We start from the raw sequence: 13080 nt of genomic DNA, 5'->3' as shown, positions 1-13080 counted from the left end.
ATTTATGACTATCATGTACGGTATCAGCAATTGCGATACAATTAAAAAAACCAAGAAATATTTAACTGATAACAATCAAGAATTTACTTTCCATGATTACCGTAAAGACGGCATTAATGCTGAGCTAGTTAACGAATTTGCAGCGCACATTGATTGGCAAGATTTAGTTAATAAACGCGGCACAACTTACCGTCAATTATCTGATGAGCAAAAGCAAAACCTAGATAAAGAATCTGCATTAGCATTGCTGGTTGAGCAACCTGCAATGATCAAGCGCCCGCTACTAGTGCACAACGGCCAATACCACTTAGGTTTTAAAGCAGCTCAATACGATGAGATTTTTGCCTAATGACTCACCCTGTTATTGAACTTGCTCAAGCGCTTATTCAGCGTGAATCAGTAACGCCTGAAGATGCTGGTTGCCAAGCGTTAATGAACGAACGCCTTGAAAAACTAGGCTTTAATATTGAATCACTGTTTTTCACTGATACCTTGAATACTTGGGCTCGTAAGGGAGATGCATCACCGCATTTTTGTTTTGCTGGTCACACAGATGTTGTACCAACAGGTCCTGCAAAAAATTGGCAGTACCCGCCTTTTTCAGCACTGGTAAAAGACGGTATGTTACATGGCCGCGGTGCAGCCGATATGAAAGGCTCTTTAGCTGCTATGGTGGTTGCCACAGAGCGTTTTGTGACTAAACACCCAGATCATAAAGGGTCAATTTCGTTTTTAATTACGTCTGATGAAGAAGGCCCGTTTATCAACGGCACAACCCGTGTTATCGATACTCTTGAAGCACGTGGTGAGAAGATTGATTTATGCCTAGTTGGCGAACCTTCTTCACGAGATGTGCTTGGTGATGTAGTAAAAAATGGTCGTCGCGGTTCTTTAACTGGCTTTTTAACTGTTAAAGGTGTGCAAGGCCATGTTGCTTACCCGCATTTAGCGCAAAACCCAATTCATTTAGCTGCTCCTGCGTTAACTGAGCTGAGTCAAACCGAGTGGGATCAAGGTAACGAATTTTTCCCTGCAACGAGCTTTCAGGTTTCGAATATTAACGGTGGCACTGGTGCCGGTAATGTGATCCCAGGTGAGCTTGAAATTCAGTTTAACTTTCGCTTTAGCACTGAAGTAACTCACCAAGAACTACAACAGCGAGTCGTAGAAATTGTTGAGAAACACAACCTGAATTACGAGCTAAATTGGATTGTGAATGGACTGCCGTTTTTAACCGATCATGGTCCGTTAGTTGATGCCACCGTGCACGCTATTAAGCAGGTGACTGGACGCGACACCGCACTTGAAACCACCGGCGGTACTTCTGATGGTCGCTTTATCGCACAAACGGGTGCCAAGGTCATTGAGCTTGGTCCGCGTAATGAAACTATTCATAAAGTAGATGAATGTGTTAGCACCGATGATTTAATTCAACTTGCTGATATTTACGAAGTCATATTAGAGCAACTGCTTACATGAACCAAACCGAGCTTAAACAATGCGCCACGGGGTTAAGTAGCTCACATTTAGTTGAGCTACAAAATCATCGCTTGCATCGTGATATTGTTAATGACTTTTTAGTTCTGCAGCAGGGAGCAAAACAAGCAGGTATTGATCTAACAATTGCCTCTAGCTTTCGCGACTTTCATCGTCAAAGTGCTATTTGGAATGCTAAATTTCAGGGGCTTCGGCCGGTTTACACCCTTGAGCAACAAACTGTAGATTTAGAAAGCCTAAGTGATACTGAAAAGTGCCACGCTATTATGCTTTACTCAGCACTTCCGGGGGCAAGTAGACACCACTTTGGTACCGACCTCGACATTTACGATACCCGCCCTATTGACGATGATTATCAGCTGCAATTAACACCTGATGAGTATTCGCCTACAGGGCCCTTTGCCAAGCTTGCTGCATGGCTTGATAATAACCTAGAAAAGTATGGTTTTTATCGCCCTTATCAAGAATACAAAGGTGGGGTTGCCCCAGAACCTTGGCATATTAGTCATATTGGTGCATCTGCAAAGATGATGCAGTATTTGTCAGTTGCAACATTACAGCAATCTATTGAACAAAGTGAGCTGAGCGGTAAACAAGCGATACTAGCCGAACTTAACACTCTGTATGAACGCTACGTATTAAATATTAATACGCCCTAATCTAGACACTGCGCTTTTTAGCCATCAAAAACACCAGTACAGCGCCAAGAATTAAGGCGCTGGCTACAACTAAGCGCGCTGTTAATTGCTCATCTAAAACCACCACCCCAGCTAATGTGGCAAGTACAGGCACGGTTAGCTGCACCACCCCTGCTTGGCTACTTTTAAGCCTAGGCAGTGCAATGTACCAAATGCTATAGCCAAGCCCAGATGCAAGCGCTCCTGAAGCTATCGCCAAATAAACCCCACTGGCAGTAATACCTTGCCAATCAACCATGGCTAGAAACACTAAAATTGGCACAAGTATTAAACTTCTTAGAAAGTTAAAGCTGGTTGCTTGCAAAGGTGAGCTGCATGATTTTCCGCGAATACTGTAAACACCCCACGCCACGCCACTTAACGCCATGAGCATTGCTGGCATGAAAGAAGGCACTGTGGCTGAGGGCAGCATTAAGTAAATAAAACCCGCAAAAGCGATAAACAAAGCCCCCCACTGCACTTTACTGAGTGGTTCTTTATTTAAAACACTATGACCTATCATAGTTAACTGCACTGCCGAAAATAAGATAAGTGCGCCTGTGCCTGTGTTTAAATCAACATAGGCAACTGAAAAGCACAGCGCGTAAACAAATAAGCTAAGGGCACTGATATTGCTACCTTTATCGGTTAAAGGTTGAGCTGATTGTGATTTTGATCTCAATAACGTTGTTTGCCATATAAGTATACCAAGCAACATAAACGTACCACTTGCTAAGCGAATGGATGTAAAACTTAACGGATCGATATCACCACTTTGTAATGCCATTCGGCACAGCAAAGAGTTAGCTGCAAACGCACAAAGTGCAATCAAGGTATACAGTATGGTGCTCAACAAATGAGTTATCCTTTTGGTTTTAAAAAAGATAAGACCTAAAATTAGCCAATTAACTTACGATTTTTTACATAATTTATCATAGAAGGTTAAGCCGCGTATGCTAATCTGAGTACATTGTTTAAAAGGAGTGTTCAGTGCATCGACGTTTATTTATTGGAGCTGCTTTACTGTTATCTGGTTGCAGTACCATAGGTATTACTGATCTATTCCAAGATTATGCGACGCAGCTAAGACCTGTGCGCCAAGCTGTTTCTCAAAATAACATAGCAAGTGCGCAGCAACTTTTGCCAAGTAACAGCCGAGGCCATAGTAACTATTTATTAAATCAGCTTGAAACGGCTCGTCTTGAATTTTTGGCTAAACAAAATTCTCAGGCCAATGAGACCTTTGAAGCTGTTTATCAAAATATGGAAAAAAAGCGTCAAGCAGCCAAAGTACAGCTAAGTGCAGGCCTTGAACAAACAAACTCATTATTAACAAATGACTCAGTGATTGGTTATGAGCCTGCAGCCTATGAAATGACAATGCTGCATAGCTACAAAGCACTGAGTTATGTATTTGATAAACAACTTGAATCTGCATTAGTTGAAGTTAGACGTGCAAATAAAGTGCAAGAAGATGCACTAAAAGACAACCAAGCTGTACTGGATCAACAAGCAGAACAGGCAGCTGAAGGCTACCCTGATATGGCCGAGCTAATTGGTAATGTCAAAAATGGCTTTCAAAATGCCTTTACGTTTTATTTGTCTGGCCTACTTTATGAGGCAGATAAACAGTTTGATGATGCCTATATCGATTATAAGAAAGCACTCGAAATAAATAGCGAAAATAGCTACTTACAGCAAACAGTGTTACGCCTTGCCAAAAAACAAGGGTTTGATCAGGACTTTGAAGAATTTAGCAAACGCTTTGGCAAGCTAAAGCAGACTCAAGCAAACACGGGACAAGTAATTGTAATTGCAGAGCAAGGTTTGATACCAGCAAGGCAAGAGTTTCATTTACGATTACCCATTTATACCTCCCGTGGTGATGCACGCTTTTACAGTATTGCGATGCCAGTTTATCGCGATGCGCCTTATGCAGGCAGTGATAAAACAGTGACATTCGATGGCGAAAATTTGCCACTGACGCCCATTGTTAGGCTTGAAGCCTTGGCAGCAAAAACTTTGAAAGATCAAAGTGCTGGCAGAATAACCCGCCAAGTTATGCGTTTGGTTGCAAAAGAAAAGATGCGCGCAGAATTGGCAAGAAGCGGCGGCGATGTCGGTAATATTTTAGCGAATATTTATAACATTGCATCAGAGCAGGCTGATACGCGAAGTTGGTCTACTTTACCAAGTCAACTGAGTATTGCGCAGCACGCGATGCCAGCAGGTCAGCACGCTTTAACCGTGCCAGGGCATGGCGAAATAGACTTTGCGGTTAGTAAGCAAGGGTTAACCTTGATTTTTCTAACCTCTATAAATAACTACTACGACACACATGTCGTACAACTCTAGGAGCAATGATGAAATACTTAGTGCCACTATTAACCATTTTACTTGTTGCGGCTTGCTCCTCACGCCCTACCACTTCTGGCATTGGTGTTGAGCAGGCATCACAACAGTATAACCAACAACTGATTGTTAATAACCCTGAACTTGGCAAGAAATTAGCCATTACAGATGTAAAAACACGCCAAACAAATGGCTTAACAGATGTTGTTGTGACACTGGCAAGCCAGTACAAAAAGTCTCAATACTTACAGTATCAATTTACTTGGTATGACGCTGATGGCTTTGTTATTCGCGGCAACCATTCACCTTGGCAACCTATTACATTATTTGGATTTGCCAAGACCCAATTACCGGGCCTAGCCCCGACAGCAAATGCTGTCACCTTCTCGCTTGCAGTGCGTGAAGTGTCAACAGAAGCACAAGAATTTGAAGATTAAGGATACTACAATGAAATTACTTTCTGTTAAGTCGGCTGCGGCCGTTGCAATGACAAGCGCTTTATTGCTGTCTGGTTGTGCTAATAAAGCCGTTGTTAGCTATGGTGATGCGCAAGCCGTAGAAACCACAGATATCAACTTTGGTTCAACAGATCTACAAAAAGTAGCAAGCCAAATGACAGACTCGTTACTTGCTTCACCTGTGGTTGGTACCATGACAGCAAATACCCGCCCTATCGTGTTTGTTGAGCGTATTAAAAACAAAACGAGCGAGCATATTGATACTGAATCTATTACTGATTCAATCTCAACACAGTTATTACGCAGTGGTAAGTTCCGCTTTGTTGATATGACCCGCGTTGAAGCTGTGCGCGAGCAACTTAATTTCCAAAACGTTGACCCACTTGTAAACCCAAATACCGCTATTGCTTTTGGCCAGCAAGTTGGTGCGCAATACATGTTATACGGTAACTTATCGAGCATTGTTAAATCAAATGCTGACAAGGCTGATGTGTATTATAAATTCACTATGCGTTTAATGGATTTAAAAAGCGGCCTAGTTGAGTGGGCTGATGAAACTGAAATCCGTAAAACACGTGAGAAATCAACTTTTGGCTGGTAGTCAGGAGGATTTATGAAATACCTAGTAGCAATCCTAGCAAGCTGTTTATTACTGAGCTCGCCAAGTTATGCTGACTATCAGCGTAACAAAGCAGTACCAGTACAGCAGGTGTTGTTCGGCTCAGTACAGTCAGTGCGAACCATTACTGAACAAGAGCTGGTCAGAGATAAAACCAACGGCTGGGAAACGTTTGGTGGTGCGCTAATTGGCGGTGTTATCGGTAATCAGTTTGGTGGCGGCAGTGGCCGCACTGTAGCAACCATTTTAGGTTCGATGATTGGTGGCTCTGTTGCCCACAACCGCCAACAAAACAGTCGCATTATACAGTATCAGCTCGTTGAATTGATGATCAAAGTAGAAAGCGGCGAACAATTTATGGTTGTGCAAGATAAAGACAACCAAATGCTGTTCAACCAAGGTGATAAAGTACGTTTGGTCTACCTCACCGATAACACGGTGCGTGTTGATAAAGCTTATTAAAAAAGCGAGCCTCGGCTCGCTTTTTTTAGCTTTGTCGATAATCAGCGAAGAATCGCTGCATCTTACTCATGGCTTCTGTTAAATCATCTTTGTTTGGTAAAAATACTAATCTGAAATGATCAGGATCAGGCCAATTAAATGCGCGACCATGCACTAATAAGATTTTCTCAGCTTTGAGTAAATCTAAAATCATGCGCTCATCATCTTTAATGTTAAAGTGCGCCGTATCCACTTTCGCAAATGCGTAAAGTGCCCCTTTAGGCTTTTTACAGCTAATACCATCAATGGCATTTAAGCCACGCCATGCAATATCACGCTGAACGTACAGTCGACCACCTGGGTTTATCAAGTTATCGATTGACTGCACACCACCTAAAGCTTGTTGAATAGCATATTGTGCAGGTACATTGGCACATAAACGCATTGATGCCAGCATATCAAGGCCACGGCTTAAGTCGTCCATCATGCTAGTGCGGCCGCTTAACACCATCCAGCCCATTCGCAAACCCGCAGCGCGGTACGTTTTGGCTAAGCCATTAAAGGTGATAATTGGTACATCATCACACAGTGCGCCAATCGAGCTGTGGCTGACACCGTCGTACAAGATTTTCTCGTAAATTTCATCGCTCAGTAACAATAACTTGTGCTCGCGAGCAATATTGATAAGTTCCATCAACAGATCATCGCTATACACCGCACCAGTTGGGTTATTTGGGTTAATAAGCACCAATGCTTTGGTCTTTGAGGTGATCTTCGATTTAATATCAGCAATATCAGGGAACCAATCTTGTTCTTCATCACATAGATAATGCACAGGGTTACCCCCTGCTAATTTAACCGATGCAGTCCATAACGGATAATCCGGTGCAGGAATAAGCACTTCATCGTCATTATCAAGTAATGCTTGTGTGGTCATTTGAATTAATTCGCTGACCCCATTGCCGATATAAATATTATCGACATCAAGATTAAATAATCCGCGTTGCTGATAGTGTTGATAGACAGCCACACGGGCTGAGTAGAGGCCTTTAGAGTCACAGTAGCCTTGGGCTGAATATAAGTTACGAATGATATCTTTGTGCATATCTTCAGGCATATCAAAGCCAAAGGCAGCTGGGTTGCCAATGTTTAGCTTTAATACTTTTTGCCCTTCGTCTTCCATTTTTCGAGCTTGTGCAAGCACAGGCCCACGTATGTCATAACAGACACCGTCTAGTTTGTGACTCTTTTTGATTTGTGACATGGTTACCTCTACTAATTAGCCTTAAGACTAACCCAGTAAGGGGCCACCACGCCAGAGGATTATTGCGGTTATAACTGAAATAAATTCAAGTTTTTAGCGAGTAGCGAACCAAGCTTGTAATTTTTCTACAGAACCTGAAACTTGTTCATCAAGGGTTTGTGATTTTTCTTGTGCAGTGGCTACATCACCTTGGTTCAAGGTCAGTTCAATTTCTTGCGCAAGCGATGATAAACTTGCAGCACCAAATTGAGCTGCATTTGATTTTAAACTGTGTGCATGCCTTGCAGCTGCTTCGTTATCTGAACCAAGATTTGCAAGTACTTCAGAGCCTAAACGCTGAAATTCACTACAACAAAAGGTCAAGGTGTCGGCAAATTGGTCACCTAAAAGTGATTCCATCCCTTCAAGTGCACTCTCATCAATTGTGATTGTCGTCATCTTTATCCCTTAATCAAAAACGTAATTATATAAATCGCAACTTTAGCCGTTCATAGCTAAAAAGCAAACCTGCTTTGCGAGTTAAGCTCATGTATACTAGGCATAGTTTTGATTTACACCTGAGTTCGTATGGCTAGAGAATTGTGCTCACATTGTGGCTTTTCAGTTAAAACCTGTTTATGTGATTCAATAAGCATAATCAATAATAAACTAAAAATCATTATATTACGCCACCCTAGTGAGGAAAAAGTTACTAAGAACACCGCTAATTTACTGAATTTAGGCTTAGATGACTGCCAAATCATTGCAGGTGAGTCAGAACAAGACTTTTTACAGCTCGCAACATTGCCAAAAGCAACAACTGCGGTACTCTATCCTGCTGATAATGCATTATGTTTAGATGAACACACTGCCACTACAGATGCTTTCAAACAGTCTTTAACTCATTTAATTGTGATTGATGGTACGTGGAAAAAAGCCTACAAAATGCTGCAATTAACTCCAAGCCTTCAGGGGTTTCAGGCTGTGAGTTTTAAGCAAATACCACAAAACAAATACGTCATTCGTAAAGCACCACGCGCAGATAGTTTATCAACTTTAGAAGCAGTGGCTCATAGCCTTAAACTGATTGAAGGCCTTGATGTAACACCGCTATACAGATTATTAGCAGCACTGGTCGATAAGCAAACCCAACATATGCCAGATGATGTTAAGGCACGCTATTTATAATGCGTGTATCAAAACGGCTTAGTGCCGGTTTTCACCGTAAGGGACCAGATTATCGCTTTGATGATCAGGTCGATTTTGACGATATTCGCGATACCTTTGGTTTTCGTACCATGGTGGTTGGCAATTGGGTTAATAAGCAAGAGCGGCTATTAGCGGCGAATTTAATTTACGATGCCTTAGCTGATCTAGCGCAAATACTGACTTTACCCCCAACGGCAATAGGCCTTAGGGGAAAGCTTAATTTTGCCTTTGGTCATGGTGGGCAAAAAGGTGTGCAGGCTCATTATAATGCTCACAGTCAAACCCTTGCGCTAGCAAAAAATGCCGGTGGTGGCGCTCTGGCCCATGAATGGTTTCATGCGTTTGATCACCATATTTGTCAGCATTTATTTAAGAGCAGAAAGAGTATGCAATTTTGCTCAGCACTGTGGCTCGAACAGTCACCAGATTTAAGCCATCCACTTAATCAGCGTTTAAATGAGTTTTATCATCAGGTATTTTTAGACACCTCAGGTGAAAATCCAAATGCGTTCGTGAAGCAATCTATCGCTTTTGATAGGCAAGTAAAGCAACTTTATATGAGTATGCCTGAAGAACTAGCGGCTCGCTGTTTTGAAAAGTGTATTGCCATGCACCCTGATATAAAAAATAGCTTTTTAGTGAGTGGGTTATCGACAAGTGGCTTAATCTACCCAGATGAGCAGCATACAATGCGCTGCTTTTCAGCACTGCTGAATTACTTTAATCAGTTAGGTTCGCTGTTGCATCAAGGCTAATTTCAACTTTCTGCACCTCGCTTATCCAAGTTAAGTAATCATCTGCACAAAGCGGTTTTGAAAAATAATACCCTTGTCCAAATTGGCAGCCATAACTTTGCAGCATTGCTAGGCTTTGCTCATCTTCAATACCCTCAGCAATAACATGTGCACCCAAAGTAGTGGCGATGTCACAGGTTGCCCGGCAGATACTCTGATCGTTCACTGAAAATGGCAGGTTTAACACAAATTGTTTATCTATTTTCACCTCATCAAAGCCTAGCTGGCTCAGATAAGCAAGCGATGAGTAGCCGGTACCAAAATCATCAATTGCTAGCTTTAAGCCGATTAAACGATAGTCATCAAGTGTTGCTTTGATCTTTTTACTTTCTTCCAAAGTTGCAGATTCTGTCAGCTCCAACATCACAGATTCAGCCGCTACTTTTTGCTCATTTAAAATAGTGATTAACAGCACGGGTAAGTCTTTATTTAATAAATCTTTTGCTGAAATATTAATAGAAATAACGTGATCGGGTATCAGTTTGCAAAACTTCGCTTGCCATTCGACGCCCCTTTCAACGACCCACTCTGTAAGCTGATTGATCACCCCTGCTGACTCTGCAATTGGAATAAACACATCTGGGCTTACTGCACCAAATACGGGATGCTGCCATCGCAGTAATGCTTCACAACCAACAACTTTGCCTGTTTTTAAGCAAATCTGTGGCTGAAAATGCAAGCTGAGTTGGTCTTCATCAATCGCTATTTTAAGCGCTGCAGCAATCGATAACCTTTGCTCAGACAGGCGTGCAGTTTCTGAATCAAACATTCGCCAACGCTCACCTTGTAAACGCTTTTCAGACATTGCTTGTATCGCACATTGGAAAATTTGTTTCGCGGTATTACCGTGCATTGGGTAATAAGCAACGCCGATATCAACACTGTCGACTAAATTAATTTCTTCATGGGTGAGCCCTTCTTCAAACACACCATGGATCAAACATGCAAACTGCTCAATGTGACTTAGTTCAAGCTCGCCCATAATTAAACAGCCAAACGTACTGTCATCAACATGTGCAAGCCAAGCACTTCTGCTTGCTTGAATTTCAAGCTTTAGTGCACTCATACTCTGTAGCTGAGTATTTAAGATACTTAATCTTTCATTGATACAAATATTGGCCTGTTCAAAGCCAAAGGTAGAACGGGCATTTGAAAGTACATGAGCCTTAAATAATAAAACTGAGAAGTGTTGTTTTTTCGAAACTTTTCTCACTATCTGCGCGAGCAAAAATTGCTTATTTGGCAGTTTAGTATCTGCATCATGTAACATGGAGTAGCTAAACGCTGAGATTTGCTGGCGATCTTTTAACAATAAGACAGAACATATCGCCAACGAAGTAAGCAGCAATATGGTGTTATGGATGTCATGATAACCAATCCCAAAGCCATTCCAAATAACTAGACTAAGCACTTGAATAACAATAGTTAAAAGCATAAAAACACGCAGATGGGTTCGGCTATTTTTGCGCTCCATTAAACTAAAAAATAGAGCGCCAGCAAAACTCAAGAATCCAACGCAAGAAACGATAAATAACCACTGGCGATTGAACTGTGGTTGAATTGATGACAGTAAAGCTGCAATTAGCAAACACGCAATCATTGCTTGCCATGCTTTTTTAAAAATAGGTTTGTATGTATGAATGGCTAAAAAATGATATAAAAAGTAGCTCACAAAACACAGTGCAAATTCATTAACAGGCCATTTTGCTTCCCAATCTAAGCCATCAACTAGATAGTTGATTAAACCGTTATCTATGAGAAATCCAACCGTAACAAGCAAGAAGTAGGCACTTAACACCATATATTTAGGTCGCTGCGATACAAAAAAATAAACAGCGCACACAAACATGCATAAAATTAGCACACCCAAAATAGCACCATAACCTAAAATAGTTTGGTGTAAATTGGCTTCAAATATTTTCGCAGCCACCACCCCAACTTCTATCGTCAGCGCCCTATCATGCACAAAGTTAACTAAAGCCCAGCGATGTCCTTGGCTATGCTCAATCAACCAGTGCGGTCGAACGTTCGATAAACTTTCTAGTGAAGCTAGTCGTTGATTATTAGTAGCCTGAAAGTTTTCATCTAAAAGATAAAACTTAGCCCAGCTTAAATTGGGTTCGCCAAGAAAAACAACATAGTTTTTATTGTCAGGTAGTTGGTATAAATCAATGACTAACCAGTGGGACGTTTTAGCTGTAAGACGGACTGAGCTTGTTTCAAGCGCGTTTAGTTTTTCTGCGTTTTGTAACGATACTTCAAGAGATTGGCTAAGTTTGGCAAGTGGTTGTTCTGAATCAAGCAACCAAACCGATAAGTCATCATCAGCAGCAAAAACGCTGGTGCAGTGTATAAATACACAACACAATATTATGAGCAGCTTTGTGATAATCCAATTAACTTGCTTGCCAACAATGTGCATTTTAGCTCCGTGCTTTAAACACCAGCTAAAAGTATGGGAGGAATACGCTTAAATTGCCAATTATGCAGGCTTTTATTAGGTAAAAAGTTCAGTAACAAAATGTTATGTGGCCCGAAAGCCACACAAACTCTAATTATTTATTATCATCACTGATACGACTTGCAACCGCCGAATTTTGATCTTTATATTTTGCGTCTTTACGAACGTTGTATGGGTTTTCAGCAGGGCTTGTCATGGTTTCAAAGCTCATGGCACCAATTTTCATCATTGGGCGAAGCGCCAGTGGCAATTTGCCTGAGTTATAAAACTCTAACACGATATTACCAGACCAACCCGGATCAATACGATGTGCTGTGACATGAACCATCAAACCAAGACGTGCTAACGATGAGCGACCATCTAACCAACCAACAATATCTGCTGGTAATGTTACTTTTTCATGGGTGATAGCCAGTGCCAATTCACCTGGGTGGAGGAAAAATGCTTCTTCTTCAGCAAGCACAATTTCATCACTCATAATTGATTCCATCGCCTTGTTAAGCTGATCTTTTGGACCACTTAAGTCAACATAGGCTGCGGTATGATCTTGGAAAACTCGAAACTTGTTGCCCAACCGCAAGTCTACCGTCACACCTGAAATCATTTCTTTACTCGGTGTAGGCTCAATAACAATGCGGCCTTCGTCAATATACTGCTGAATATGGGTATCTGATAATCTCATTTATTATTCTACCTAATACAACTTAAACATATGATTTTAAGCTGAAAAAACACACTAAGCTCTAGTTGAAACACAACAAAAGTCGAGTGTGTATCAGTAAAGCCAGAGGGGGTGGATATAGTGTGACATATATTACACAAATCAACAGCGTGTTGCGCGAATAATTCTCAACAAAATAAGATAAGCCATCTCAGGTAATAAGATCAGTGTTTTCTGATTTATCTAAAGTACTGGGTTTTGTTTTAATTACGCGATTTCAAGGAGAATGAGGATAAGTTGTTATGGATTACGTTATTTTATCCGTAATAACATTGCCAGCATGCGTTGTCGCAATTTTAATAGCCAAACACTATGCTAAAAAGCACGATTTATGGCATGGCTTTCTCGTTTTTGTCGGTTCACTACTATTAACTAGCTGGTCGGTAGTGGGCTTAGTTGCTAACGAAACTTTCTTTTTCCCGCTACCTTCATTACTCACTATTGCCTTTTACTTCTACTGTTTTGGTGAAACCGATATTGTGTTCATGCCTAATTTATTAATTAATCCTGGTATTGCTATTTTTTGCTATTTTTTGGGCTACTTACTTTATCGCAAGAAGCCTCTTTAAAAACGTCTTAATTATCAGATTAAAATAAAAAAAGCCGCT

General features: G+C 41.2%; 15 protein-coding genes. 10 read left to right on the top strand and 5 right to left on the bottom strand.

All coding sequences use genetic code 11. The features are described 5' to 3' along the window. Positions 1-4 precede the first annotated feature (4 nt). Genes EXT43_RS02625 through EXT43_RS02615 form a run of 3 tightly spaced genes read left to right on the top strand, consistent with a single transcriptional unit; the run spans position 5 to position 2156 of the window. The gene (locus EXT43_RS02625) at positions 5-349 is read left to right on the top strand and encodes an ArsC family reductase (protein ID WP_130166281.1); all 345 of its coding nucleotides are present in this window, start codon (positions 5-7) and stop codon (positions 347-349) included. Next, entirely contained in the window at positions 349-1479 is a 1131-nt protein-coding gene (gene dapE, locus EXT43_RS02620; protein ID WP_130166280.1) for a succinyl-diaminopimelate desuccinylase, read from the top strand. Before EXT43_RS02625 ends, dapE begins: the two co-directional genes overlap by 1 nt. After that, on the top strand, positions 1476-2156 hold the full coding sequence (locus EXT43_RS02615; protein WP_130166279.1) for a M15 family metallopeptidase: 681 nt from the start codon (positions 1476-1478) through the stop codon (positions 2154-2156). The genes dapE and EXT43_RS02615 overlap by 4 nt, the downstream gene beginning before the upstream one ends. A 1-nt stretch (position 2157) precedes the next feature. Here EXT43_RS02615 and EXT43_RS02610 read toward each other — a convergent pair whose 3' ends face one another. Next, entirely contained in the window at positions 2158-3027 is an 870-nt protein-coding gene (locus tag EXT43_RS02610; RefSeq protein ID WP_130166303.1) for a DMT family transporter, read from the bottom strand. A 137-nt stretch (positions 3028-3164) separates the two neighbouring features. Between EXT43_RS02610 and EXT43_RS02605 the strand changes: the two genes are divergently transcribed. The 4 genes from EXT43_RS02605 to EXT43_RS02590 are packed head-to-tail and all read left to right on the top strand — an operon-like array spanning position 3165 to position 6065. Beyond that, positions 3165-4529: an adenine DNA methylase gene (locus tag EXT43_RS02605; protein ID WP_130166278.1), complete on the top strand. Its 1365-nt coding sequence runs from the start codon at positions 3165-3167 to the stop codon at positions 4527-4529. A gap of 8 nt (positions 4530-4537) precedes the next feature. Continuing rightward, on the top strand, positions 4538-4963 hold the full coding sequence (locus EXT43_RS02600) for a YcfL family protein (protein WP_054552954.1): 426 nt from the start codon (positions 4538-4540) through the stop codon (positions 4961-4963). A gap of 10 nt (positions 4964-4973) precedes the next feature. Continuing rightward, complete coding sequence (gene lpoB / locus EXT43_RS02595; RefSeq protein WP_054561262.1) at positions 4974-5585, top strand: penicillin-binding protein activator LpoB; 612 nt, start codon at positions 4974-4976, stop codon at positions 5583-5585. A 12-nt stretch (positions 5586-5597) separates the two neighbouring features. Then, positions 5598-6065 carry a glycine zipper 2TM domain-containing protein gene (locus tag EXT43_RS02590; protein WP_130166277.1) on the top strand — a complete coding sequence of 156 codons (468 nt, stop codon included), beginning with the start codon at positions 5598-5600 and terminating at the stop codon, positions 6063-6065. A gap of 25 nt (positions 6066-6090) precedes the next feature. On the opposite strand, the gene EXT43_RS02585 is transcribed toward EXT43_RS02590, so the two are convergent. Both EXT43_RS02585 and EXT43_RS02580 read right to left on the bottom strand, forming a co-directional pair. Continuing rightward, positions 6091-7308, bottom strand: a complete 1218-nt coding sequence (locus EXT43_RS02585; protein WP_054552951.1) for a pyridoxal phosphate-dependent aminotransferase — start codon at positions 7306-7308, stop codon at positions 6091-6093. Positions 7309-7401: 93 nt separating this feature from the next. After that, complete coding sequence (locus EXT43_RS02580) at positions 7402-7746, bottom strand: Hpt domain-containing protein (protein ID WP_058584795.1); 345 nt, start codon at positions 7744-7746, stop codon at positions 7402-7404. Between the two features lie 129 nt (positions 7747-7875). Between EXT43_RS02580 and EXT43_RS02575 the strand changes: the two genes are divergently transcribed. Both EXT43_RS02575 and EXT43_RS02570 read left to right on the top strand, forming a co-directional pair. Next, positions 7876-8475 carry a tRNA-uridine aminocarboxypropyltransferase gene (locus EXT43_RS02575; protein ID WP_130166276.1) on the top strand — a complete coding sequence of 200 codons (600 nt, stop codon included), beginning with the start codon at positions 7876-7878 and terminating at the stop codon, positions 8473-8475. Further along, positions 8475-9251 carry a CLCA_X family protein gene (locus EXT43_RS02570; RefSeq protein WP_130166275.1) on the top strand — a complete coding sequence of 259 codons (777 nt, stop codon included), beginning with the start codon at positions 8475-8477 and terminating at the stop codon, positions 9249-9251. The genes EXT43_RS02575 and EXT43_RS02570 overlap by 1 nt, the downstream gene beginning before the upstream one ends. Here EXT43_RS02570 and EXT43_RS02565 read toward each other — a convergent pair. Beyond that, the gene (locus EXT43_RS02565; protein WP_130166274.1) at positions 9217-11712 is read right to left on the bottom strand and encodes an EAL domain-containing protein; all 2496 of its coding nucleotides are present in this window, start codon (positions 11710-11712) and stop codon (positions 9217-9219) included. The genes EXT43_RS02570 and EXT43_RS02565 overlap by 35 nt on opposite strands. Before the next feature lie 133 nt (positions 11713-11845). After that, the gene (dcd, locus tag EXT43_RS02560; protein ID WP_055021131.1) at positions 11846-12433 is read right to left on the bottom strand and encodes a dCTP deaminase; all 588 of its coding nucleotides are present in this window, start codon (positions 12431-12433) and stop codon (positions 11846-11848) included. Positions 12434-12714: 281 nt separating this feature from the next. On the opposite strand from dcd, the gene EXT43_RS02555 reads away from it, so the two are divergent. After that, positions 12715-13041 carry a hypothetical protein gene (locus tag EXT43_RS02555; protein WP_062565147.1) on the top strand — a complete coding sequence of 109 codons (327 nt, stop codon included), beginning with the start codon at positions 12715-12717 and terminating at the stop codon, positions 13039-13041. Positions 13042-13080: the final 39 nt, after the last annotated feature.

It is taken from the genome of Pseudoalteromonas sp. CO109Y (assembly GCF_004208935.1).
GTDB lineage: Bacteria > Pseudomonadota > Gammaproteobacteria > Enterobacterales > Alteromonadaceae > Pseudoalteromonas > Pseudoalteromonas shioyasakiensis.
Note: the sequence above shows the minus strand (reverse complement) of the source record. Positions and strands in the feature narration are given on the sequence as shown.

Coding starts and splice junctions, on each gene's coding strand:
- EXT43_RS02565 (WP_130166274.1), bottom strand. CDS start 11,712: ATGCACATTGTTGGCAAGCAAGTTAATTGGATTATCACAAAGCTGCTC.
- dcd (WP_055021131.1), bottom strand. CDS start 12,433: ATGAGATTATCAGATACCCATATTCAGCAGTATATTGACGAAGGCCGC.
- EXT43_RS02600 (WP_054552954.1), top strand. CDS start 4,538: ATGAAATACTTAGTGCCACTATTAACCATTTTACTTGTTGCGGCTTGC.
- dapE (WP_130166280.1), top strand. CDS start 349: ATGACTCACCCTGTTATTGAACTTGCTCAAGCGCTTATTCAGCGTGAA.
- EXT43_RS02585 (WP_054552951.1), bottom strand. CDS start 7,308: ATGTCACAAATCAAAAAGAGTCACAAACTAGACGGTGTCTGTTATGAC.
- EXT43_RS02580 (WP_058584795.1), bottom strand. CDS start 7,746: ATGACGACAATCACAATTGATGAGAGTGCACTTGAAGGGATGGAATCA.
- EXT43_RS02625 (WP_130166281.1), top strand. CDS start 5: ATGACTATCATGTACGGTATCAGCAATTGCGATACAATTAAAAAAACC.
- EXT43_RS02615 (WP_130166279.1), top strand. CDS start 1,476: ATGAACCAAACCGAGCTTAAACAATGCGCCACGGGGTTAAGTAGCTCA.
- lpoB (WP_054561262.1), top strand. CDS start 4,974: ATGAAATTACTTTCTGTTAAGTCGGCTGCGGCCGTTGCAATGACAAGC.
- EXT43_RS02570 (WP_130166275.1), top strand. CDS start 8,475: ATGCGTGTATCAAAACGGCTTAGTGCCGGTTTTCACCGTAAGGGACCA.
- EXT43_RS02575 (WP_130166276.1), top strand. CDS start 7,876: ATGGCTAGAGAATTGTGCTCACATTGTGGCTTTTCAGTTAAAACCTGT.
- EXT43_RS02555 (WP_062565147.1), top strand. CDS start 12,715: ATGGATTACGTTATTTTATCCGTAATAACATTGCCAGCATGCGTTGTC.
- EXT43_RS02590 (WP_130166277.1), top strand. CDS start 5,598: ATGAAATACCTAGTAGCAATCCTAGCAAGCTGTTTATTACTGAGCTCG.